Origin of the sequence: Burkholderia sp. DN3021, assembly GCF_049805555.1 — a bacterium.
Taxonomy (GTDB): Bacteria; Pseudomonadota; Gammaproteobacteria; order Burkholderiales; family Burkholderiaceae; genus Burkholderia; species Burkholderia pyrrocinia_C.
In genome coordinates this window covers 80,779-104,503 of the sequence record NZ_JBNCAB010000007.1, presented here as the reverse complement: position 1 = coordinate 104,503, position 23,725 = coordinate 80,779, and the positions used below count along the sequence as shown (strand labels likewise).

The window sequence follows — 23,725 nt, the reverse complement described above, 5'->3', positions numbered from 1 at the left end:
CGATGGCCGCGGACGCATGCACGGCGTCACGCGAGCTTGCAGCCCGTCTTGTCGACCGGCAGGAACGACTGGCCCGAGCTGACGATGTCGGCATAGTCGTCCGCGCTCTTCATCCGGCCCTTCGGCTTGCCCTTCAGCAGGTAGTAGTTCTTCAGCACCTGGTGGTCGGCCTTGCGGATTTCCTCCGGGCCCGTGAGGCCGTCGTACTTCATGCCCTCCATCGCCGCGACGACCTTCTTCGGATCGGCGCTGCCGGCCTTCACCATCGCGTCGAGCAGGATCTTCGAGCAGATGTACGAACCCGCGAGGCTGTAGTTCGGGTTCGCCTTGAACACGGCGTTCGTGCGCTTCACCAGGTCGCGGTTCAGCGGCGAATCGATGCCGTGCCAGTACTGCGCGCCGAAATACACGCCGTCGCAGATGTCGGGCCCGAGCGCCTCGAACTGCTCGAGGCCCGATGCCCACGCGAGCAGGATCGTGCAGTTGCGCTTCATCCCGAAGCTGACGGCCTGGCGCAGCGTGTCCGACGACTGCGAGCCGAAGTTCAGGATCAGCAGCACGTCCGGCTGCGCGGCCGCCGCGTTCGTCAGGTAGCCGCTGAACTCCTTCTCGGCGAGCGAGTGGTAGCTGTTGCCGACATGCTCGATGCCCTTCTCCTTGAAGATCGCTTTCGCGGCCGACAGCAGGCCGTCGCCGAACACGTATTGCGGCGTGATCGTGTACCAGCGCTTCGCCTTCGGCAGCATCTGGATCAACGGGCGCACCGTCTGCTCGATCGCGCCGAAGGTCGGCACCGACCAGCGGAACGTCGCGGCGTTGCAATCCTTGCCGGTGATTTCGTCCGCGCCGGCCGTCGTGATGAACACGCCGTCCGCCTTCTGGACTTCCTTGCCCATCGCCAGCGATTCGGACGACAGGATGCCGCCCGCGAAGAAGCGCACGCCCTTCTGCTGCGCGATCTCCTGCACGCGCCGCACGGCGGTCGCGGGTTTGCCCTCGGTATCGAGCGCCGTATAGGCAAGCGGCGCGCCGAGCACCTTGCCGTATTGCTTGACGGCGAGCTGCATGCCGAGATCGGCGTACTTGCCGTTGGCGGCGAACGGCCCCGACATCGGCACCGGGCACGCAAGCTGGATGGTCGACCCCTGCGCGAACGCGGCACGGGACGACATGCTGCCGAGCGCACCCGGCACGGCCGACAGTGCGGCCAGTTTCAACAGTTCTCGGCGATTCAAGTTGACGCTCCTGATAAAGGGGGACACACGCGATGCGACCGACTGCCAAACCGTGCCCACGCCCTGCAGGATGCGCGCCGCCGGTTGATCCTATTTATCATGATAAATAGAATGAACCTGATGCTAGAGTTGATCAAAATTGGTGTCAATCAGGCAAAATTCCGTACCCTGCGCCGGAACGGATCGTCGACGATGATGCGGCGCGCAGTCAGACAAAGGAGTCGTGAAGATGGTCATGGACCGAGCCAGGGCGGGCCTCGCGGTCGAAATCAAGCAGCCGAAGCGGGCCGACCTCGTCGCCGAGGAGATCAAGCGGCTGATCACCGAGAAGGACCTGAAGCCGGGCGACCGCCTGCCGCGCGAAGCCGAGCTGCAGCAGCTCTATGCCGTCAGCAAGAGCACGATCCGCGAGGCGCTGAAGTCGCTCGAGGTGCAGGGGCTCATCAAGGTCACGACGGGGCCGTCGGGCGGCGGGATGGTCGTCGAGGTGCCGCTCGACCGCACGCTGCAGCTCCTGCAGAACTACCTGTTCTTCAAGGACGTGACGATCGACGACATCTATACGGTGCGGCAGCTGCTCGAACCCGAACTGGCGGCGGGCGCCGTGCCGCACCTGAGCGAGCGCGACTTCGCCGCGCTGGAGTCGAACATCGCGTGTTGCGACGGCGCGTCGGGCGTGCACGACCGCGGCCACATGCTGCGCCAGCGACAGGAGGACACGACGTTCCACGACATCCTCGCGGCCGCGAACCCGAACCCGTTCCTGCGATTCAGCTGCGAGCTGATCAACGAGATGATCCGGCAGTTGATCGAGTTCCGGAACGATACGCCGCTCGTCGAGCACAAGCGCTTCGGCGCAGCGAACGTGTCGATCCACAAGGCGATCCTGCAGGCCGCACGCGAGCGCGATGCCGAGCGCGTCCGTGCGCTGATGGTCGAGCACATGACCGAGGCGCCCAAGCATGTGAAGCGGATGAAAGGCAAGCTGCGCGGGCGTCTGATCCTCGACTCCGAGATCCGCAGGCGGGCCGCCGCTCCCGTTGCGGGATCCGATGCGGCCGCAACGGATCCCGAAGAGGGCTGATCGTCGGCAAACGCAGACTTTATCGCGCGCCGCCTTCCGTGTACCCCGTCGTGCCCTTCGTCTCCAGATACTCGACGAGGCCGAATTCCGCATACTCGCGCCCGTTGCCCGAGCGCTTGTAGCCGCCGAACGGCGCGGCCGGGTTCCATGCCGGATAGTTGATGTGGACGTTGCCGACCCGCAGCCGTGCGGCGATCCGGCGCGCGCGTTCGAGATCCTTCGACTGCACGTAGGCCGCGAGCCCGTAGACCGAATCGTTCGCGAGCGCGACGGCCTCGTCCTCCGTGCGGTAGGTCATGATCGACAGCACCGGCCCGAAGATTTCCTCGGTCGCGATCGTCATGCCCGACGTGACGTTCGAGAACACCGTCGGCCGCACGTAGAAGCCGTCGCCGAGCCCGGCCGGCCGCCCGGGGCCGCCGGCGACGAGCGTCGCGCCTTCGTCGATCCCGAGCCGGATGAAATGCTGGATGCGGTCGAACTGCGTGCGGCTGACCACCGGCCCGATGCCCGTTTCCGGCGAACGAGGATCGCCGACGACGGTGCGTTCCGCCTCGCGGCGCGCAGCCTGCTCGGCCAGCACCAGATGATCGGCATGCACGAGCATGCGCGTCGGTGCGTTGCACGACTGGCCGCTGTTGCTGAAGCAGCTGCGCACGCCGCGCGTGACCGCATCGTCGATATCGGCGTCGGGCAGGATCAGGTTCGGGCTCTTGCTGCCGAGCTCCTGGTGCACGCGCTTCACGGTATCGGCGGCGGCCTTCGCGACCTCGACGCCCGCACGCGTCGAACCCGTGAACGACACCATGTCGACATCCGGGTGCCGCGACAGCGCATCGCCCGCTTCATGCCCGTAACCGTGCACGAGGTTGAACACGCCGGGCGGCACGCCGGCTTCGTGCAAAATTTCGGCAAACAGGATCGCGCTGAACGGTGCGATCTCGCTCGGCTTGAGCACCATCGTGCAACCGGCCGCGAGCGCCGGCGCGACCTTGCACACGATCTGGTTGATCGGCCAGTTCCACGGCGTGATCAGCGCGCACACGCCGATCGGCTCGTGCGACACCAGCAGCGAATCGGTCTGCGTGCTGAAGCGGAATGACTGCAGCGCGCGGATCGTCTGTTCGAGATGCGCAGTGCCGACCGCGGCCTGCATCGCGCGCGCGAATGCGATCGGTGCGCCCATCTCCTGGCTGATCGTTTGCGCGACCTCATCGTAGCGGCGCCGGTAAATGTCTAGCACGCGCCGCAGCAGCGCGACGCGCTCGTCCACGGACCAGCGCGAGTACGTGTCGAACGCCTGCTTCGCCGTGCCGACCGCGCGGTCGACGTCGGCCGCGCCGCCGATCCCGAGCTGCGCATACGGCCGCGCGGTGGCCGGGTCGATCACGTCGATCGACCGTGCATCGGCCGGGTCGAGCCACTGGCCGCCGATATAGGACTGTTGTGACGTTCGCATCGAATGCTCCTGTTGTGACGGATGCCGGCTCAGCGCGTCGCGCGTGCATAGGCGTCGACGAGGATGTCGCGGATTTGCGCGACGAACCACACGATCTCGTCGCGCGACATCACGAGCGGCGGCGAGAACTGCACGATCGGCGTGCCCTCATGATCGACACCCGCACGGCACAGCAGCCCCGCGTCGAAGATCGCGGGCGCGAGCAGCGTCGACACGAACGCCTGCGCGCCGATGCCGGCCGACCAGCGACGCGCGGCCTTGTCGGTCACGAGTTCGAGCGAGTAGTGGTAGCCGTCGCCGCGCACGTCGCCGACGCACGGCAGTTCGAGCAGGCCGTCGAGCGTCTGGCGGAACACCGCTTCGTTGGCGCGGACGTTCGCAAGCACGCCTTCGCGTTCCATGATCGCGAGGTTCGCGAGCGCGGCCGTGCATGCGACCGGATGGCCGCCGTACGTCGCGCCGTGCAGGAACATCTGCTGCGGCCCGTCGAGCACGGTGTCGACGACCGCGTCGCTCGCGATCACGCCGCCGAGCGGCACGTAGCCCGACGCGATGCCTTTCGCGAACGTGATGACGTCCGGCTTCAGCCCGTAGCGCGCCGACCCGAAATATTCGCCGAGCCGTCCGAACCCGCAGATGACTTCGTCCGCGACGAGCAGCACGCCGTGCCGGTCGCAGATGTCGCGCAGCCCGGCCGCGTAGCCGGCCGGCGGCGTCAGGCTGCCGCCCGCGTTCTGCAGCGGCTCGACGACGATCGCGGCGACCGTGTCCGGCCCTTCCTGCACGATCAGCGATTCGATCTCGTCGAGCAGGTGGCGCGTAAACTGAGCTTCCGTCTCGCCCGTCGGGCGGCCATAGCGCTTCGTGTTGCCCACATGCCGCACGCCCGACATCAGCGGCTCGAAATGCTTGCGGAAGTTCGTCATTCCGTTCAGCGCGAGCGCGCCGAACGACGTGCCGTGATACGCGACGCGCCGCGCGATGAACTTGCGCCGCTGCGGCTCCCCGCGCGACTGGTGATACTGGCGCACCAGCTTGATCGCCGACTCGTTCGACTCCGACCCGCTCGACGTGAAGAACACGCGATTCAGGCCGTCCGGCGCGAGCGCCGCGAGCTTGTGCGCGAGTCGGATCGCCGGTTCGTGGCCATAGCCCCAGTTGGTTGCGAACGGCAGCCGCACCATCTGCTCGCGGATCGCGTCGCCGATCTCCGCGCCGTGGCTGTAGCCGACCTGCACGCAGTACAGCCCGGCCAGCGCATCGAAGTAGCGCTTGCCGTTGCGGTCGACGAGCCAGCAGCCTTCGCCGCGGTCGAACACGGTCAGCGCGTGGTCGCGATACGCATCGGCGTGCGTGAAGTGCATCAGCAGGTGGCGCTTGCCGAGCGCCTGCAGGTCCGCATCGGGATTGACGTCAACGGCGTTCATGGATCACTCCTCCTTCAGGGTTTCAAAACCGGTATCCGGCGACCGGTCGTTAATTCATCGACAGCGTCGGCGCCGGGCGCGTGAAGCCGCGCGTCAGCCACACGAGCTGGCAGAGCCCGAGCGCGAGCCAGCCGATGCCGACGTAGAACGTCTGGCGCGACAGCCCCGACCAGAGCCACACGTTCATCGCGAAGCCGATCGCCGGCATCGCGCCGAACGCGATCCAGCCCGCGGCATGGCGGTGCTCGGGCCACCACAGATAGCTGCGCATCACGCACAGGTTCACGATCGCGAATGCGACGAGCGCGCCGAAGCTGATCATCGTCGACGCGAGATCGAGCGTGACGAACAGCGCGGACAGCGACACGACGCCGACCGCGAGCGTCGCGCGCACCGGCGTGCGCAGCCGCGCATGCAGGTGGCCGAACACGCGCTCGGGCAGCACCCGGTCGCGGCCCATCGCGAACAGCACGCGCGTCACGCTCGCCTGCCCGGCCATCGCGCTTGCGAAGCAGCCGGCCACATACACCGCGACGAATAGCGCCGACAACGTGCCGCCGCCGATACGCCGCATCAGGTCGAGGCTGGCCGAATCGAGATCCTTGAACGCGTGCCAGTCGGGAAACACCACTTGCCCGATGTATGCGATCAGCATGAACAGCAGGCCGCTCGCGAGCGTGCAGAGCAGGATCGCGCGCGGGACCGTGCGCCGCGGCTCGCGCGTTTCCTCCGACAGCGTGGTGACCGCATCGAAGCCGAGAAACGACAGGCACAGGATCGCGGACCCGGCGAAGATCGCGCGCGCATCGCCCGACGACGGCAACGCGACGGCCATCGACAGGCCTTCGCCGCTCGCAACCCGCGCCGACGCGACGACGAAGATCGCGATGAACACGAGCTGGCTCGCGATCAGGATCAGGTTCACGCGATTGACGAGCCGGATGCCGACGATGTTCAGCCCGGTGACCAGCGCGATGCTCGCGACGATCCACACGCTGGCCGGCACGGCCGGGAATAGCTGCTTCATGTAGATGCCGATCGCGAGGTAGCTGATCATCGGGATGAACAGGTAGTCCATCAGCAGCGCCCAGCCGACCATGAAGCCGGCCGACGTGCCGAAGTTGCGGCTCGCGAACGTATAGGCCGACCCGGCGCTCGGCATCAGCCGCGCCATGTGGCCGTAGCTGCGCGCGGTGAACAGCATCGCGACCAGCGTGACCGCATACGCGGCCGTCAGATGCCCGTTCGTCTCGCTCGTGACGATCCCGTAGGTCGTGAACACCGTCATCGGCAGCATGTACGCGAGGCCGAAGATCACCAGCGTGAACAGTCCGAGCGGATGCGCGTTGCGTCGTCCGTTTGCGTCGCATCGATGCGCGCGCGGCTCCGGGTCATTCGTCGAAGCGACCGATGCGGACCGACCTGGCCTGTCGTTGTTCATGCTGTCCTCACGTGGATTGCGTTCATGACGTCAACACCCGTTTCGTCGGCAACGCGTGCATTGCACGATTCGGAAACGAGTGTGGTGCGCCAAAAAATCGACGACGAATGAGAAAAGCGGACGTAATCGAGGGATATTTGCGGACACATCGCCGCGCGTCGCGCCGGCCAGTCATGAATGGTGCTGTGCCGCACTGGCGTTTTGCGGACATTCCGGCTATGTTCTACGCGATCCCGTCGCCGCATCCGCACCATGGACAGCCGCTCCCATCGAAACCAGAGCAGGGCCGAGCGCAGCCTGCGTTCGTCGCTCGGCCTCGCGCGTCCGGCCGGACGCCAGGAAGACATTCCCGCCACCGTCCACGCGATCGCGGTCGCGCTGGACGAGTGCCGCGTGCGGCGCATCGACGGCGCCGCGCTGCTCGAAGGCACCGGGCTCGGCGCGGACGAAGTCGCGTCGCCGAACCTGCACGTGAATCGCGGCCAGGAGCAGCGCTGTTTCCGCAACCTGCTGCGCTGCAGCGGCGTGCCGTCGATCGGGCTGTCGATCGGCGCGCGGCTGCACGTGTCGACGCTCGGCCTCGCCGGCTACGCGATGCTGATCAGCGGCTCCGTGATGCAGGCGTTCCGGTGCATGAGCCAGTTTCCGCTGTTCATGGGGCTGTATTTCGATGTGCGTATCGATGCGCACGCGGAAGGCATGAGCGTGACGATCGGCCGCTACAACGGCGAGCCCGATCTCGAGGTGTTTCAGGTCGACATGTGCCTGTCCAGCCTGCGCCTGATCGTGTCCGATCTCGTCGGCAAGCCGGTCTGGCCCGAGCAGCTGCAGCTCGCGCGCCGCACGCCGCGCAACGCGGCCGACTACACGCGCCACTTCGGCTGCAAGGTCGCGTTCAATGCGGGCAACAACCGTCTCGTGTTCACGTCCGTGAACGGCACGGAAACGCCGCGCCTCGCGAACGAAGTCAGCTTCAACGCGCTGCACTACCAGTGCGAGGCGCTCGAACGTCAGTGGGCCGCGTCGGTCGGCACGCGCTTCGCCGATCGCGCGAAGGAACTGATGGCGCGCGACCTGCCGCGCTTCAAGTCGATGACGTCGCTCGCGGATGCGCTGCATCTGACTGAGCGCACGCTGCGCAGGCGGCTCGACAAGGACGGCATCACGTTTCAGTCGCTGCTCGACGAAGTGCGTCACGACGAAGCGGTGCGGATGCTCGACGACCACACGCTGACGGTCGCGGCGATCGCGGAACGTCTCGGCTACAGCGAGCCGCGCAGCTTCCGTCATGCTTACCGGCGCTGGACCGGCAAGACGCCGCGCGCCGAGCCGGACGTCGACGCGGCATGGGTCGGGCGCGAAGTGCGGCTCAGCGACGGCCGGCTGACGCTGCTCGAATAAGCGCGGCGCGCCGCCTGCCGGCGTGTTGAAGGGGCCGGCGCCGGATGCACTGGAACAGGCGATTGCGGGGATGGACGCGCTGTCGCGGAACGGGCTGCGCTATCCGTTCGCGCAGTACGGCATCCAGCAGGACGTGCGCGCGGGAATGAAAGTCAGCGATCCGAAGACGACGTGACCCGTCGCGGCTGACGGGGCCGGAATCGGCACTCAGCGCTGCGGCGTGCGGACTTTCCCGTCGACCTTCAATATGCGCCTGTCGTGCGCGGCCTCGTATTCGACCGTCTGCGCGGGCGTGACGGCGCCGTACGACCGGCCGTTCACATAGACGGTGCCGTCCCGCAGTTCGACCCGGTCGCCGTCGACCGTCGCGATGGCCCGTTCGCCCTGCAGCACCGCGCCCGAGCAACCGGCGGTCGAAAAGCTGCGGACCGACGTGCCCGACATCGGGGCGTTCCCGTCCTGATCCGCCGCATGCGCCGCGCTACAGGGTGGCGCATCCATACTGCCGGCAGCGTGGAGCGTTTCCGCGCTGATACCGCATCCGGCAAGCAACGCAATCGTCATCGGCAACAGCTTGTTCATGGTGATCTCCGTGGTCCGTGGACCTGGATCGACGACGATGCATCATGTCCGGATGATGGCCCGCGATCGCGCGACCGGATCGACGATCGGTCGGCACTCCTGCCCGCAGGTCGACGAGATGCGTCGAGTATGCATCCACGTCACGACACTCCGCCATCCGCGCCGATACCATTCACGGCCCACAACTGCCGGCTCGTTCGGGCTCCTTGATCGACTTCAACGCCGCTCCCCCGACGGCGACCAAAGGGGGCCACCGCTTCGCCGAAAATCCACCTTGATCAAGTTGCGACCCGCAACTATTATCGATTGCGACACGCAACCTTTTCGGGCAGACCATGGATCTCATCGACGCTCCCGCCAAGCCTCGCGAAGCGACCATCCTCGAGCTTCGCGACTTCTCCCGCAAACTGGTTCGCGAGCTCGGCTTCATGCGCGCGACGCTGGCCGACAGCGACTGGGCGCCTTCGGCCGTTCACGCGATCCTCGAGATCGGGATGGCGCCCGGCATCAACGCCCGGGATCTCGGCAACATCCTGCGCCTGGACAAATCGAACACGAGCCGGCAACTCGCGCGGCTCGAAGCCGCCGGTATCGTGGAGCGCCGTGTGTCGAGCGAAGATGCGCGCGCGACCGAGCTGACCCTCACCGCCGAAGGAAAAAAGCTCCGGAAAAGAATCGACCAGTTCGCGACGGACCAGGTGTCGAATGCGCTGCGCCGCATGATTCCGGCCGACCAGCAGGCGCTGCTGCGTTCGCTCGCGCTGTATACCGATGCGCTCGCGCAGGACAACGCCGCCAAGTCGCCCGCCGCGACACCCGACGCGCCGCAGATCCGCGAAGGCTACCAGCCGGGCTGCATCGGCGATATCGCGAGCCTGCACGCGCGTTTCTATTCGGAGCACTGGGGATTCGGCGCCTTTTTCGAAAAGCGCGTGGCGACCGAGCTTGCCGAGTTCGCGGGCGCGTTGCCGGCCGAAGGCAAGGCGCTCTGGCTCTGCCAGGAGGACGGGCGGACGCTCGCGTCGCTCGCGATCGACGGCAACCCGGCGACCGGCGTCGCGCATCTGCGATGGTTCATCGTGAACGACGCGTTGCGCGGATCGGGCATCGGGCGCCAGCTGATGACGCAAGCCATGCGCTTCGTCGACGAGCAGCGGTTTCGCGAAACCTGCCTGTGGACGTTCAAGGGCCTCGATTCCGCGCGCCATCTGTACGAGTCGTTCGGCTTTACGCTGACCGGCGAATCCGCGGGCACGCAATGGGGAACCGAGGTGGTCGAGCAGCGTTTCAGCCGGCCATGGCCGTCCGGCTGCTGAGGTTCAACCGGGATCGACAGCCTGTCGATCGACGACGTCGTCCAGCGCACCAACATTTCGCGGAGCATGCGCCACCTGCACCTGCTCCGGCGCAAACGCGTCTTCCACGAAGCGGATCACGTCGTCGAGCGACGACGTGCATGCGGCGCCGGCAGCCAGCTCCCGAAACGCGCCATCCGGCCCGAAGCAGACGAGCGGCTTGCCCCAGCGCCGCGCGAGCGAAATCTCCTCGGCCGTGCCGTGCCCGCCCGGCAGCGCGACGATCAGGTCGCTGCTCAGCACGTTCACGTAGTTGCGGTTGATCGTCCGCGGATCGGCGCCCGGCTCGCGGCGCGGCAGCGGCGTGAGGATCGGGATGTCGACGAACGGATGCGGATAGCCGTCGAGCGGCACGAAACCCGCGAGCGGATCGGCCTGCGTCGGCAGGATGCCGATCGATCGCCCGGCCCGCCCCGGCACGCCGGCGAACGCGCGCGCGACCGCCAGCATCACGCCCTGCCCGCCGCCCGTCAGCAGGTTGAAGCCGGCCTGCGCGAGCCACGCGCCGAGCGGTTCCGAAAACGCGAGCCACGGTTCCTTGCCCGAGCCCATCACGCCGATCGTTTTGTTCCTTGGTTGCATCGTGGTTTCCGGTGATGTCGTTGCGATGTGTGCGATCGCATCGGGTTCCGACCGCAAGCGGGCCCGCGCCCGCCGCGCTCATTCGAGCTCGACGCCCTTGAGCTCGGGAATCAGGAACAGCGTCGCGACCATGTCGAGCACATAGAGGCCGGCGAGCAACGCGATGGCCGTCTGGAACGAGTAGTGCGCGGCCAGTGCGCCGACCGCGACCGGCCCGAAGCCGCCGACCGCGCGGCCGATATTCCACAGCACGTTCTGCGCGGTCGCGCGTGCGGCCGTCGGATAGCCTTCGGACATCAGCGTCCCGTAGCCGCCGACCATCCCGTTGACGAACATCCCCATCAGCGCGCCGGCCCACAGCATCGCCGTCGGGTCCGACAGCCGCGCATACGCGATGACCGTCGCGACCGAGCCGAGCTGGTACAGCAGGAACGTCGGCTTGCGCCCGATCCGGTCGGCCAGTTGCCCGAACACCCAGACGCCGATCATCATCCCGACGACGGTTGCGGCCGTCCACAGCCCCGACTTCGTCAGCGAGAAGCCCATCTGCTTCGACAGGAAGGTCGGCAGCCAGATCATGATCCCGTAGTAGCCGAAGTTCTGGACCGAACACAGGATCACGATGCCGAGGCTCGTGCGCGCGGTGCGGCCGTTGGCGACGAGCATGCGGAACGCGTTGGACTTCGGCTGCGCCGCGCGCTGCACGAACGCTTCCGGCTCGTGCAGCTCGTTGCGCATGACCCACGCGAGCAGCGCGGGCAGCACGCCGACCACGAACATGCCGCGCCAGCCGATGTGGAGCAGCAGGAACGGCGTCAGCAGCGCGGCCAGCAGCACGCCGGCCTGCCAGCCGAGCGCGACGTAGCACGACACGCGTGCACGCTTGCTCGCCGGCCATGCTTCGGCCGCGAGCGCCATGCCGATCCCGAACTCGCCGCCCAGCCCGATGCCCGCGATGGTGCGGTAGACGAGCAGATCCGAGAAGCCGCGCGCGAACGCGCACAGGCCGGTAAAGACCGCGAACAGCAGGATCGTCCAGGTCAGCACGCGCACGCGCCCGTAGCGGTCGCTCAGTGCGCCGAACACGATGCCGCCCGCGACCGCGCCGATCAGCGTCCACGTGACCAGCGCGCCGCCCTGCCCGGGCGTCAGTTGCAGCGCCGCCGTGATCGCGGGCAGCATGAAGCCGAGGATCAGCAGGTCGAAGCCGTCCATCGCGTAGCCGATCGCCGATCCGGCCAGCGCTTTCCACGCGTAGGGGCCGACCTGCTCCGCGCGCGGGGCCGACGAGCCGTCGAGCGCCGGGGATTTGATGTTTGCTGCCATGGTGTCCTGCCACGAAAGTCCGGCGACATTCTAAGGCCTGTGCCCGCGCATGACGGGCCGGCGAACGTGCCGATGCGCGGCGGTGCGGGCGCGCGTCCCCCCCCGCTCCCGTCCGTCATGCGCGCATGGTCGGCGACGATTCAGGATGCGCCGCGCGCCCGCTTTCCGGGACGGAGAGCGGGAATCGGCGGGCAATGAACGGGAAAGCGGCGATCCGGTGTCGGCGGCGAGGCCGGCGATGTCGCGATCAGGCCGGACACCGAACGAACGACATCGTGCTGGCCGGGTGGTGCCGGCCGGCCAGCATGCGCGAACCGGACGGCGCCGCGGCGGGCTTCAGCCCTGATCGTCCCCGGGCCACCAGGTCTTGGCCTCGCGGTCGACGACGAGCATGTCGAGATCCTTGCCGTCGAGCCATTTCGGCCGCGGGCCGCGGCCCGACCACGAGCGGCCGGTCGTCGGATCGTAGTACTTGGCAGGCGCCTTGCGTTTTCGCTGGACGATATAGCCGAGCGCGCTCAGCACTTCCTGCTGCGTGATTCCCAAAAGCTCGACCTGTTCCTTGAAGGCCGCGAGCGCGGCCTGCTTCTCCTTCTGCTTTGCGTCCGACAGCTTGATGTTCAGGTCCCGAAGTTGTGCTTCGAGTTCCTGCAGGGCCTGGGTCATGTATTCATCCTCTTTGGGCATGTTTTTGCAAAAAACTCCGATGGCCGAACCTACCACGAAGTTCCGCCGATCGGTGCTGTCATATTGGTGAATCGTCTGCCCGAGCCGGCATGGTTTGCGCGACGCGCACTAAACGACGTCGCGCGTCAAAAACAGACACGGAACGGGCCGGCAACGCGCGGCACGCCGCATGCGAATGCACGGCGAACGGCTGCGGCAAGTTATGCGCCGCATCATGGCACGGGCGCGGCATGGCGCGAATGATAGCAGTGCTCGGCATCGCGTTGCAGGAGTTGCAGGCCGGAGCCTGACCGGCGCGACGTTTGCCGGCCGAGGTCAACGCCGGCCCGGCGGCTTACCGGTCGACGCCGCGGGCGTCCCACGCGATCCGGTCGAACAGCGCGCGTCGCGTTCGGCGCGGCCGTATGTGCGACGCGGCTCTGCGACGTCGTGCCGTCAAGCACGAAGTATCCTGAAAATAACGCATGACCTATCCGTCAGGCCAAGGCTGCCGGCGGTTTGTCCTTGATGCGAAAAAGCATGGTTTGGCCAAACGGCACGAAATAAAGCACAAGGTGGCCAAAAGAATATTTTCCTTATAATCAATCGACTATATGATCATCCATCAGAAAATCTGCGGGCTTACATATGGATTGAACAAAGGTTGCGATATTTCGGTGCCTCGAAGCCAGTAAATCGGGGCAAGAATCACCCCGGGCAACCCGCTTCGCCTACGAACTCCACCTTACAGTTTCCTTGCTCCCAAGACGCACAGATACGCGTCCCGGCCGCTTGGACAGAACTTCGATGCTTTTCACGATTTGCCTGGGCTTAAAACCAGGCACAAGACTACCTCGCATTTTAAAAGATGCCGCGATGACGTCGCCTGTCAATTTCATTACGCAGTACTACTTTTATGCCGGGTCCACGTTCCATTCGATATGTTCGGCGAAGGTCGCTTGACCCAGTGGCTGTCCAATACGACCGCCGGACATCCCTACCCTACGTCCGTTGTGTATGCCGCGTCAGTCAGCGAGACTGATCGGGTCGCGGCCTGCTGACCGGGTAACCGGCCGCTCCGCTGCCGCGGTCGCCAGGGCGACGCATTGCCGTGCAAGAACATCGGTCGGATCGACAAGACTGACGCGTGTGCCCGTCCTTCCCACGAAGCTGCTCTGCGGCAGTAACAGCGGCAATTCGGTACATCCCAATACGATGACTTCGACGCCTTCCGCAATGAGCCCGTCAACGGCGGCGGAGATATCGTCGACGCAACGTCCGGCGGTAAATCCCGCTTTCGCCCCTTCCATGCCGTAGATCGCCTCCATCACCCGGGCCTGCAATTCCGCGCCGGGCACGATTTGCCGCAACCCCTCCGATGCCAGGGCTTTCTCGTAGACGCCGCTTGCGATCGTCCCCGAGGTTGCCAGCACGCCAACACAGGAAATCAGCGGAAACCTCTCCCGGAGATGGCGAACCGTAACGGTCAGCATATTGACGATCGGGATGCCCAGATACGGTTGAATGCGTTCGACAAATGCATGGGCGGTATTACATGGAATGGCGATGATGTCCGCGTCGCCCGACTCGAGCTTCTTGCAGGTCGCGTAAAGCGAAATGGTCGGGTCGGGTCCGTCACCGACAAGGTTTTCCGTGCGGTCGGGAATCTGGGGATTCTGTTCGATCAGAAGCCTGATATGGTCCTGGTCGCGATTGGCCGGCGTGTTGCGTACGATCTTCTGCATGAAGTCCACCGTCGCCGCCGGCCCGACGCCACCGACTACGCCCACTTTGAAAATGGATTCGGGCAAGCCGTAATTGCCCGCTATCACGTACTGCGCATACGCAAGATTCGAATCGACCAACGGCACGCGAAACGGACCCATTTCCTCTGCCACGAGCGCAATTTCCGTCAGGCCCGGCACAATGATATTTGCGCCTTGCTCGATGAGGTCCTCGCACGCGTCGCGCAGCAGCGCGACAGGCCGGCCACACAGGTTGCCGCTCTTGACGCCGTCGGCGCCGTAGACAGCTTCGGTGACGAGATCGATACCGTCACGTGGGCGGGGGTAAATAACCTCGAATTCCGGCGCCGCGAAATATTTTTCAAAGAGCCCTTTTCGACGGGAGTAATCCGAGGTCAACACGCCGATTCGCCGGGCAGCCGGAAACTTCCTTCGAACATGGCTGCGAACGGCTTCCACCATATCGACGATCTGCAACGGCGAGTTGGCCTTCAGCTCATCGATAAACGTGTGACTGATGAAGCACGGGAGCACCACGGTCGTCACGCCGCGCTTCTCGAAGCCGCGGATCATGTCGAAAATGTACAGCTTCCGTTGAGTCGTCGCTTCGCCACCACTGGCCGCCCCTCGAAAGGGATGCTGCTCGAAAATGACGTCGACGTGTTCCACATCGCTCGATGCAGGCGTCGATTTGACGAGCTTGAAAAAGACATCCGCGCTTGCCAGTGGGCCCAGGCCGCCCACCACGCCGAACTTTTTCCCGCTCAGCACGCTTGCGCCGATCATTTCGCTTCGCCCTGCAATTGGCCCAATGCAACGCTGTTCTCTGCATCGTTCTGCCCGGCGAGCCGCTTCAACTCCCACTTGGCAATGACGGCCGTCGAGATACTGTTGCCAATCACGTTCGTGGCAGTTCGCCCCATATCGAGAATCTGATCGATGGCGAGAATCAGCACCACGCCGGACGGCGGCAGATGAAACATCGGTGCAACTGCGGCGACCACCACCACGGAACCTCTTGCGACGCCGGCCATTCCCTTGCTGCTCAACATCAGGACGAGCAACATCATGATTTGCGTGCCGATCGGCATGTCGATGCCGAATGCCTGCGCGATAAAAATCGCGGCAAACGCCTGGTACATCATCGATCCGTCGAGATTGAACGCGTAGCCGAGCGGCAACGTAAAACCGACGACCTTCTTGTCGATACCGAACGCCTCAAGCTTCTCGGTCAGACGCGGATAAGCGGCTTCGCTGCTCGCGGTCGAAAAGGCGAGCATCGCGGGTTCACGGACAGCTCGCAGCAACTTCCAGATCGGTTTTCCCAAAAAGACGTGACCGACGGCGACGAGGGCGACCCACAGCAGGACGAGGCCTAGGTAGAAGCTGCCGACGAGCTTGCCGTACGTGGTCAGCACATCCAGGCCGTTCACCGTGATCGCGGATGCGAGGGCGCCGAATACACCGACGGGAGCGAGCCGCATCACAAAGTCGGTGAGCTTCAGCATTGCAGGGACGAGCGCATCGATGCCGGCGATCAGCGGTGTGACACGCGGGTCCTTTTTGATGGCACTCAGAACGATGCCGAACAGGACAGAAAAGACGAGGATTTGCAGGATGTCATTTCGAGCCATCGCATCGATGATGCTGGAAGGAAACGCATGCGTGACGAAGTCCTTGAAATTCAGGCCCGCGGTGTTGAGACCGGTTGCCACATCGGAACTGGTCTGCGTCATATGCAGCCCCGCGCCGGGCTGCAGCGCATTCGCAAGGACGAGGCCAAGCGCGAGCGAGAAAAGCGACGCACACACGAACCATCCCACCGACCTGAACCCGATTCTGCGCACGTCGCTCGTTCCTTCCATGCCGGCGAGCCCGGACACCAGAGTGGCGAAGACGAGCGGCGCGATAATCATCTTCACAAGGCGCAGGAAGATATCCGTGATGATCGAGAAGTACCCTGCGATTATCTTGGCTTCTGCAGCACCGGCGACACTCCGATGGCACACGTAACCGACGACGACGCCGAGCACCATGCCAGCCACAATATATAAAGTCAGGCGATTTTTCATTTCCATCAGTCCGAGGAACGCGCACAAGATCCGACGTGACCGCTGTACGCTGGCAGGAGGCAAAAACGTCGTCAGCGGGCGACGCTTCTGTGTATGGGACGGATGATAGAGACGATAAAAAGAAGCTCGATGCGGGTCCTGCATGGGGATATGCGAACCTCACATAACGCGGGATAACCCCTAATCGGCGACCGGCGATGCGGCACGAAGATGGCGCCAAAGCGTGTCCAAAAACTCATTGCGATTCGATGCATCGCGGTAGACGCGAAGTTCGATTTCGAGATTCCATGCGTCCCGCCCCGCCGGAACCAGTTCGCTCGCGTCGAGCTCGGCGACGATCGAACTCTTCGGAAGCCACGCGACGCCTTCGCCTTCCAGCACCAGTTTCTTGACAACCTCCGCCATGTCGGACTCGTAATGCAGTCGCAAGGCCGGGCTCGTATCGACTCGACTCAACAGGAGTGCGAGGCAGCGGCCGAAATAGCTGGTTTCCGTATACGAAATCAACGGCAACGCATGGGTCGCCGTTCCTGGCAACCGGAATGCGGGCGCACCACGCGGATTTGGCCGGCAGACAGGCATCAGTACATCGACGCCAACGGCGAGATGCTCGTACCTGGTCGGGTCGAGATGGAGGGGAAGCTCCGGGTGATGATAGGCAAACATCAGCTCACAGTTGCCGTTCACGAGCATCAGGATCGAGTCGTGGACATTGGTGGGGATCACCCGGGCACGTACATCCCCAAAACGGCCAGTGAGCGCTTTCAACCAGCCGGGCAAGAAGCCTAGCGCGATCGTATGACCTGCCGCAATCCGCAAGCCCTTACCCGCCATGCGTTGGTCATTGCGAATGATGGCTCGCGTATCAAACAGCTTTCCCAGTATGTCTACCGCTGCTTCCCGAAACAGTTGTCCGGCAGGCGTCAGCGTCGGGGGGAAGCTGCTGCGGTCGATGAGATCCGCGCCAACCCACTGCTCGAGCGACTGAATGCGCCTGCTGAACCCCGACTGGGTGACGTTCCGAAATTGCGCCGCCCGCGAGAAGCTCTGATACTGCGAGAGGGCGATGAAGTCCTCAATCCACTTGATTTCCATATCGGGTCCTGTGACAACGCGATCGCTTCCGCGAGATCGATGGATTCTACGCCCGCCCCCTTTCCCGATAACGTCGCAGGACGCGGATGTCATCGGGCCGGGCAGCACCGGTGCGCTCGGCCATCGATGCGTTCAGGTTCCGTTCGACGTTGCGAGGCCCCGCTGAGTGATGCGGGTGACGACGTGCCGTTTGCCGGCCGAAGCCGATGCCTGCCAGGACGCCTTACCGGCCGACGCCGTCAGCATCCCACGCGATCCGGTCGAACAGCGCGCGCAGCTTCGCGCCGCGCGCCGCGTTCAGCGCAGCCGCATGCGCGACGCGTCCGGCAAGATGCGCGCGAAAATCCGGGTGTGCGTCGCGATTCTGCGACGCCGGTCCGCGCCGGATGCAGTTGGTCAGGATGGCCTTCAGGAGATCGAACTCATCGCGCGCCAGATTCGGATGACGATTGACGACCACGCCGGCCAGTTGCTGCCGCGTGCCGCGCCGCATTACGCGGGTCTTGCGCAGTTGCAGCGCGAAGCCCTCCTCGAGCGCGATCGCAGCAACCCTGACCTGCAGCCGCTCGACTTCGCGCGCGAGCGTGCCGCCGCCCGAAAACGCGAGATCGTCGGCATAGCGCGTGTAGGTCGCATCGAGCGAACGCGCGAGCGCGGCGAGCCGCATGTCGAACCGGAATGCGCCCAGGTTCGCCAGCGCCGGCGACGTCGGCGCGCCCTGCGGCAGATGCCGGTTGCGGTAGCGCTGACGGCCGATCCAGTCGAGCCGGTCGCGCAGGTCCGGCGCGAGCAGCCGCGCCGACGGCACGCGGTTGGTGCACAGCCCGGTGAGCGTGCGCGCGACTTCGGCCGGATACCCGAGCGCGACGAACAGCGCATGGACCCGCGCGGCGCGCACCGACACGAAGAAATCCGCGAGATCGAAACGGACGACGACGTCGCGATCCGCGTGCGGCGCCGCAAACGACACGATCCCGTGCCCCTTGCGAAAGCCGTGTACCGCGCCGTGCGGCGCAATGCGATCGAGCAGCCCGTGCAGGATGCGGCGCTGCGCTTCGCGCAGCCGTCCCTTCGGGATCTCGACCACGCGGCACCCGCCGCTGCGCTTGTCGATCGCAACGTACGTGTAGTGATGCAGCGGCGTCGTGCCGCCGCGTGCGTCGACGCGCCAGTGGTCGGACAGCCAGTCGAGTTCCGGCACGCTCACGCCGAGCCAGCCGGCGAGATCGCCGGGCGTCGCCCATTGCGGCACGTCGCAGCCGGCAAGCGGCGCCGGCAACGGCCGCTGGACCGGCGGCCGCCGCACGACGCGGATCACGGCCGGGCGGTCGTCGCCGTACCACGCGCGCACGAATCCTGGCGCATCGGCCAGGTCCGCCGCAAGCGCATCGATGTCGGCGTCGGCCCACTTCGGGCCGAAGCGCGCGAGCGCGGCATCCGCGGTTTCGTGCGCCCACGGCGGCGCATCGCCGAGCACGGCCGCCATCCGGGCAACGATGCCGCCGCGTTCGGGCGAACCGGCCAGCATCGCTTCGGCAATCACGCGGACGGTTTCGCGCAGGAATGAGTGCATAGCCAGAGATGGGCGGGACGATGAGTCAACGTGACCGGTACTGCGAGGGGCTGCGTTGCGCGACGCGCAACGGATCCCCTTGCGACGCATCGGGGTGTCGATCTGATCCACGGGGTAGCCCCGTAGTCCTGGAACATCGGCTGCCTGTTCCGGGCGTGTGCTTGACCCACCGCCCCGCGTCGGGACTTTAAAGGCCGGGAAGGCGGGATGTCAAACCCGGCGGGCAGACCCGCGCCGCCGCTGCGCGCGCGAATCCGACGAAGTCTTCGAGCCATTTCAGTTGCATGGCTTGGCGCCTGGATGCGCGGTGAGGTGCTGCGCGGTGTTTGCGATTCGCCCTGCAGCGAATCGGCAGGCCAGCGTCGGGCGTGCGCCGCAGGCCTCGGATGGCGCCCGATCCTACGGCACCTGCGGCGCATCGCGCAGCACCGTGCGCAACGCGATATCGAACGGCGTCGCGTAATCGATCCCGAGTTCGCGCACGCGCGACGCGTCCAGATGGCAGTCGTACGGGCGCGGCGTCGCATCGGTCGGCTGCTCGATCGGCGCGAGCGATGCGTCGATGCCTAGCGCTGCCGCGATCCGCTGCGCGATGTCGTACTTCGTCATCGGCTCCTCGCCCGACCAATGACGGATACCCGTGATGGACGCGCCCGCGAGATGACGCAGCGTCAGGTCGCGGATGACTTGCGCGACGTCCGGCGTGTAGGTCGGATAGCGGATCGCCCATGCATCCATGCCGACCGCGTCGGCACCCGGGCGCGCGGAAGCGACGATCGCGGGGACGAGGCTCGTGACGGCCGATTCGCTCCAGTCGGCGACCGGGCCGTAAAGCAACGGCAGGCGCAGCACGCACGACAGCGGCGATGCGGCGAGGAGCGCAGCTTCGCCTTCCAGCTTCGTGCGGCCGTAGATGTTCAGCGGGTTCGGCGTGGCGTCTTCACGGTACGGGGCCGCCTTGCCGTCGAATACGTAGTCGGTGGAGATGCCCAGCGTCCATGCGCCATATCGCGCGGCGAGCGCGCCGATGCGGGCCGGCGCTGTGACGTTGATGGCGCGCGCGGCGGCCGGGTCGCGTTCGCAGACGTCGGGGCGGCGTTCGGCTGCGCAGAGGATGACGGCGGCCGGTTTGCGGGTTTCGAACAGGTGTTCGAGGGCCGGCTGGTCGAGCGCGTCGAGTCGGGCGATGTTTTCCGGGGGCAGCGCGAGAAGTTTTGCGCCTGCGCTTTGCGGGTTCCGGATGGTCGCGAGCAGCGTCAGCGACGATTCGCGGGCCAGCGACGCGGCAACCGCGCGGCCGAGCAGGCCGGAGGCGCCGATGACGAGGATGGTCGGGAGTTCGGTCGACGAAGTTGGGCTTGGCATGGGCGGCGATTCGGGTGACGTAGGGAGGCGCGAGGTCGCGTTCGGCGTTCGAGCTGCGGTCGTCCGGAGGATAGCGGAAAAGGTGCGCAACCGATCAACGACCAACGACCCTCGAACCGTACCATGCGGAATCGCCACCCGGCGCACGCAATCTCCGGAGCCACCGGCGATTCGCCCGCCACCCAAAAGACAAAGCCCGGCACACTTGCGCGCACCGGGCCTGCCACACTGCACTGAAACTTCGCGCCGCTTTACTTCCGGTCGAGCGAATACCGCCCCGGCCCGGTCAGCGCGAGCAACAGCAACCCGCCGATGATGCTGACGTTCTTGTAGAAGTTGATCATCGCCATGTACTGGTCCATGCCCTGCAGCGCCCAGTAGCGATGGCCGATCAGCGCGGTCGCGAGCGTATAGGCGGCGAACACCAGCGCGAGCGGACGCGTATAGAAGCCGATCGCGATCAGCAGGCCGCCGGCCAGTTCGACCGCCACCGCGATCACGGCCGCCAGCTCCGGCGCCGGGTTCCCCGTCGACGCCATGTATGCGACCGTGCCCGAGAAGCCGTTCAGCTTCTGCCAGCCGAACAGCATGAACAGGATCATCAGCAGCACGCGAGCCGCCAGCAGCAGCTCGTCCTTCTTCGACTCCAGCGAAACGTAACGCATAGCAATCACCCTTGAATTGACGGTTCGATGCATCCGGCGCCGATGCGCGCCGAATCGGCACGCCAGGTCGGCAACGGACCACTCCTCGCGCAATCGGACAGCGGACCGGACGGCCCGCCGCCGAAGAATCCGTCCGGTTGCGCCGTTCCTGGCGCGCTCCGGATCGGTTCTGGCGAAGCACGAGTGCAGTCTACTGTCTCACCAGGAATCATCAATCCTCCATAAAGCGATTCGCTGTCTCAATTAAGTAGACAATCGGACGCAACAAGGCCGCTACACAGCGGATGACGGGGCAGCGCAAACGACTCTCGGCCCCGCGCAAATCGCTCCGTTCTCGTGTTTCCAGATCAGGAAAACTGTTCCCCTTCTTCCTGGCCGCCTTATTCAATTGATATTGTTTGCGCCAATTGACACATGCCGGTCACAACAACTCGTCTCGACAGTTATTTTGCGACACGTTCTACGCATGCCTCATTCGCCATTGATTCGGCGTAGCAATTCGATCGTCTTTACAGTCAGTTAGTGATCTTTTTTAGATCAAAGACACACGGACCGGGAATACAAATTGGTAACCGAAAACGTTTCACGTACGCGTGGCCCGACATCTCACGTAGCGTGATATCGCCTACCTGACAAGGTTTGCGGCTCGATACTGACCAAGCATGGCGCCTGCTCCACGCAGCCGCTCCGCCCGACGTTTAGCGGCATGAACGAAAAATTCCTCATCAAACATTCACGCTTTCAGCAAGTTTTGAACTCCAGCAAAAATCCCCCAATAAGTACAATTTAAATCATGCGCTTACGATAAAAAATCGCAAGCCACCATCTCGCATCCATCTGCCCACCCACCATCTACAATTTCCTCAACAAACATTACAAAAAATGACCAATTAATACCGGTTTAAATATACGATGGCGCACCGATTCGTTCTTACGTTTCCCCGACGCCTCCGGTGAACCCCGGCATGCGTCGCGCGGGAGGCAGCATGCAGGCGAATCGCGACGAGGCCGCCCGGATCACTGCGAGCGGACTCGACAGCCGTTCGTCGCAGGATCGCCTTTCAACCGGAGCCCACCCATGCCAACGAACACGCCCGTGAATAACAGCGCGAACGCAAACAGCCTGATGCAACAGGCGGCGCAATCGATCATCAACGGCTCGACCGGCAATCCGTCGATGGACGTCGGCACGCTGGTCAAGACGCTGGTGAACGCGAAGACGGCCGGCCGTGCCGCGACGCTTGCCGCGTCGCAAGCGACCGGCAGCACGCGGATTTCCGCATTCGGCGCACTGTCGTCGGCGCTGGGCGCGCTCCAGGCGGGCCTCACATCGCTGACGAACGGCGGGCTGCAGTCGACGTTCAACGCCATCGCGAGCGGCAAGGGCCTGACCGCGACGGCGGGTGCGGGCGCGGTCGCCGGCACCTACACGATCGGCGTCACGCAGATCGCGACCGCGCAGGCGCTGTCGTCGGCCGGTTTCAACGGGACCAGGGCACTCGGCACCGGCACGCTGACGCTGTCGCTCGGCAGCCAGTCGTTCAAGGTCGAGGTCGGCAGCACGAACAACACGCTGTCGGGCATCGCGGCCGCGATCAACGCGGCGTCGAACAACCCGGGGATCAGCGCGACGGTCATCAACGGCACCGACGGCGCGCACCTCGTGCTCGCATCGTCGAAGACGGGCGCGGCGAACGCGATCAGCGTCGCGGTCGGCAACGTGGCCAACGACAACGGGCTGTCGAGCCTCGGCGTCACGTCGACGGCCGACACGGCCGGCGGCGCGTCGAAGATCGAATCGGCGAACAGCGCGGCCGCGTGGCGGCAAAGCGCGGTTGCACAGGATGCGAAGTTCACGATCAACGGGATCGCGTCGACCAGCGCGAGCAACGCGGTGTCGGGTGTGCTGACGGGCATCACGCTGAACCTGTCGGCGGCCGCGGTCAGCGCGACCGATACGCAGACGCTGACGGTCAGCACCGACACGAAATCGCAGGCGGCGACGATCACGAATTTCGTGAGCCTGTACAACACGGTCGTCAAGACGATGGGCGCGCTGACGAGCTACACGGAAGGCGCGAACGCACAAGGCGCGCTGATCGGCGATTCGACACTGAACACGATCCGCAACGCGCTCGCATCGAGCGTCGCGCGCGGCGTCGACAGCGGCGGCACCGAGAAGGGCAGCGGGCACGCGAACCTGCTGTCGATCGGCATCAAGCTCGAGCGGGACGGCACGCTGAGCGTCGACAGCGCGAAGCTCGGCGACACGCTGTCCGCCAACCCGACGGTGGTCGCGCGCCTGTTCAACCCGACGAACGGGATCGGCACGCGCCTGACCGAGCAGATCACGCAATTTACGAAGAAGAACGGAATGATCGACGTGCGCACGACCGCACTGAACGCCGATCTGAAGCGCATCACGCAGCAGCAGTCCGATCTGTCCGACTACGCTGCGCAATTGACCAAGCAGTATCAAGCGCAGTTCACGGCACTCAACACGCTGATGGCCAGGATGAACTCGAACTCGCAGTACCTGACGCGGTTGTTCGGCGGCGCAAACAGCAACGGCACGCTGGCGAAAAGATGAACGGCCGGACCCCGCGGTGACCGCTTCAGCGGTTCCCGCGCAATCAATGGTTCGAGCGGGTC

18 protein-coding genes are annotated in these 23,725 nt (G+C 65.2%); 4 read left to right on the top strand and 14 right to left on the bottom strand.

Annotation, left to right across the window (positions count from 1 at the left end):
• Positions 1–26: 26 nt before the first annotated feature.
• Positions 27–1,235 (bottom strand): ABC transporter substrate-binding protein, encoded by a 1,209-nt coding sequence (locus tag ACPUER_RS06345; RefSeq protein WP_034182498.1) that lies wholly within the window; start codon positions 1,233–1,235, stop codon positions 27–29.
• A 229-nt stretch (positions 1,236–1,464) separates the two neighbouring features.
• On the opposite strand from ACPUER_RS06345, the gene ACPUER_RS06340 reads away from it, so the two are divergent.
• Positions 1,465–2,319, top strand: a complete 855-nt coding sequence (locus ACPUER_RS06340) for a FadR/GntR family transcriptional regulator (RefSeq protein ID WP_425130643.1) — start codon at positions 1,465–1,467, stop codon at positions 2,317–2,319.
• A gap of 19 nt (positions 2,320–2,338) precedes the next feature.
• On the opposite strand, the gene ACPUER_RS06335 is transcribed toward ACPUER_RS06340, so the two are convergent.
• Genes ACPUER_RS06335 through ACPUER_RS06325 form a run of 3 tightly spaced genes read right to left on the bottom strand, consistent with a single transcriptional unit; the run spans position 2,339 to position 6,646 of the window.
• Positions 2,339–3,778 (bottom strand): aldehyde dehydrogenase family protein, encoded by a 1,440-nt coding sequence (locus tag ACPUER_RS06335; RefSeq protein ID WP_175963384.1) that lies wholly within the window; start codon positions 3,776–3,778, stop codon positions 2,339–2,341.
• Between the two features lie 29 nt (positions 3,779–3,807).
• Positions 3,808–5,205 carry an aspartate aminotransferase family protein gene (locus ACPUER_RS06330; RefSeq protein WP_175963383.1) on the bottom strand — a complete coding sequence of 466 codons (1,398 nt, stop codon included), beginning with the start codon at positions 5,203–5,205 and terminating at the stop codon, positions 3,808–3,810.
• A 49-nt stretch (positions 5,206–5,254) separates the two neighbouring features.
• Positions 5,255–6,646: an APC family permease gene (locus ACPUER_RS06325; protein WP_425130642.1), complete on the bottom strand. Its 1,392-nt coding sequence runs from the start codon at positions 6,644–6,646 to the stop codon at positions 5,255–5,257.
• A 252-nt stretch (positions 6,647–6,898) separates the two neighbouring features.
• Here ACPUER_RS06325 and ACPUER_RS06320 point away from each other — a divergent pair, with 252 nt between their 5' ends.
• Positions 6,899–8,047 (top strand): AraC family transcriptional regulator ligand-binding domain-containing protein, encoded by a 1,149-nt coding sequence (locus ACPUER_RS06320; RefSeq protein WP_425130641.1) that lies wholly within the window; start codon positions 6,899–6,901, stop codon positions 8,045–8,047.
• A 207-nt stretch (positions 8,048–8,254) separates the two neighbouring features.
• On the opposite strand, the gene ACPUER_RS06315 is transcribed toward ACPUER_RS06320, so the two are convergent.
• Positions 8,255–8,629 (bottom strand): sugar ABC transporter ATPase, encoded by a 375-nt coding sequence (locus tag ACPUER_RS06315; protein WP_175963380.1) that lies wholly within the window; start codon positions 8,627–8,629, stop codon positions 8,255–8,257.
• Positions 8,630–8,964: 335 nt separating this feature from the next.
• Here ACPUER_RS06315 and ACPUER_RS06310 point away from each other — a divergent pair, with 335 nt between their 5' ends.
• Entirely contained in the window at positions 8,965–9,945 is a 981-nt protein-coding gene (locus ACPUER_RS06310) for a bifunctional helix-turn-helix transcriptional regulator/GNAT family N-acetyltransferase (protein ID WP_175963379.1), read from the top strand.
• Between the two features lie 3 nt (positions 9,946–9,948).
• Here ACPUER_RS06310 and ACPUER_RS06305 read toward each other — a convergent pair whose 3' ends face one another.
• From ACPUER_RS06305 to ACPUER_RS06265, 9 genes are all read right to left on the bottom strand, one after another.
• Positions 9,949–10,566 carry a DNA-binding protein gene (locus ACPUER_RS06305; RefSeq protein WP_310136066.1) on the bottom strand — a complete coding sequence of 206 codons (618 nt, stop codon included), beginning with the start codon at positions 10,564–10,566 and terminating at the stop codon, positions 9,949–9,951.
• A 78-nt stretch (positions 10,567–10,644) separates the two neighbouring features.
• Positions 10,645–11,892 (bottom strand): MFS transporter, encoded by a 1,248-nt coding sequence (locus tag ACPUER_RS06300; protein ID WP_425130640.1) that lies wholly within the window; start codon positions 11,890–11,892, stop codon positions 10,645–10,647.
• A 336-nt stretch (positions 11,893–12,228) separates the two neighbouring features.
• Complete coding sequence (locus tag ACPUER_RS06295) at positions 12,229–12,558, bottom strand: H-NS family nucleoid-associated regulatory protein (protein ID WP_425130639.1); 330 nt, start codon at positions 12,556–12,558, stop codon at positions 12,229–12,231.
• A gap of 1,025 nt (positions 12,559–13,583) precedes the next feature.
• A complete protein-coding gene (locus ACPUER_RS06290) occupies positions 13,584–15,089 on the bottom strand; it encodes an aspartate/glutamate racemase family protein (RefSeq protein WP_425130638.1) in 1,506 nt (501 codons plus the stop codon).
• The gene (locus ACPUER_RS06285) at positions 15,086–16,375 is read right to left on the bottom strand and encodes a dicarboxylate/amino acid:cation symporter (RefSeq protein WP_175963912.1); all 1,290 of its coding nucleotides are present in this window, start codon (positions 16,373–16,375) and stop codon (positions 15,086–15,088) included. The genes ACPUER_RS06290 and ACPUER_RS06285 overlap by 4 nt, the downstream gene beginning before the upstream one ends.
• Positions 16,376–16,555: 180 nt before the next feature.
• Positions 16,556–17,470, bottom strand: coding sequence for a LysR substrate-binding domain-containing protein (locus ACPUER_RS06280; RefSeq protein ID WP_175963913.1), 915 nt, complete (start codon positions 17,468–17,470; stop codon positions 16,556–16,558).
• 223 nt (positions 17,471–17,693) lie between these two features.
• Complete coding sequence (locus tag ACPUER_RS06275) at positions 17,694–19,043, bottom strand: reverse transcriptase family protein (RefSeq protein ID WP_425130637.1); 1,350 nt, start codon at positions 19,041–19,043, stop codon at positions 17,694–17,696.
• A 399-nt stretch (positions 19,044–19,442) separates the two neighbouring features.
• The gene (locus tag ACPUER_RS06270; RefSeq protein ID WP_425130636.1) at positions 19,443–20,408 is read right to left on the bottom strand and encodes a dTDP-4-dehydrorhamnose reductase family protein; all 966 of its coding nucleotides are present in this window, start codon (positions 20,406–20,408) and stop codon (positions 19,443–19,445) included.
• 251 nt (positions 20,409–20,659) lie between these two features.
• Positions 20,660–21,073 (bottom strand): DoxX family protein, encoded by a 414-nt coding sequence (locus tag ACPUER_RS06265; protein WP_425130635.1) that lies wholly within the window; start codon positions 21,071–21,073, stop codon positions 20,660–20,662.
• Positions 21,074–22,151: 1,078 nt separating this feature from the next.
• Between ACPUER_RS06265 and fliD the strand changes: the two genes are divergently transcribed.
• On the top strand, positions 22,152–23,663 hold the full coding sequence (gene fliD / locus ACPUER_RS06260; protein ID WP_425130634.1) for a flagellar filament capping protein FliD: 1,512 nt from the start codon (positions 22,152–22,154) through the stop codon (positions 23,661–23,663).
• The last annotated feature ends 62 nt before the right edge of the window (positions 23,664–23,725 follow it).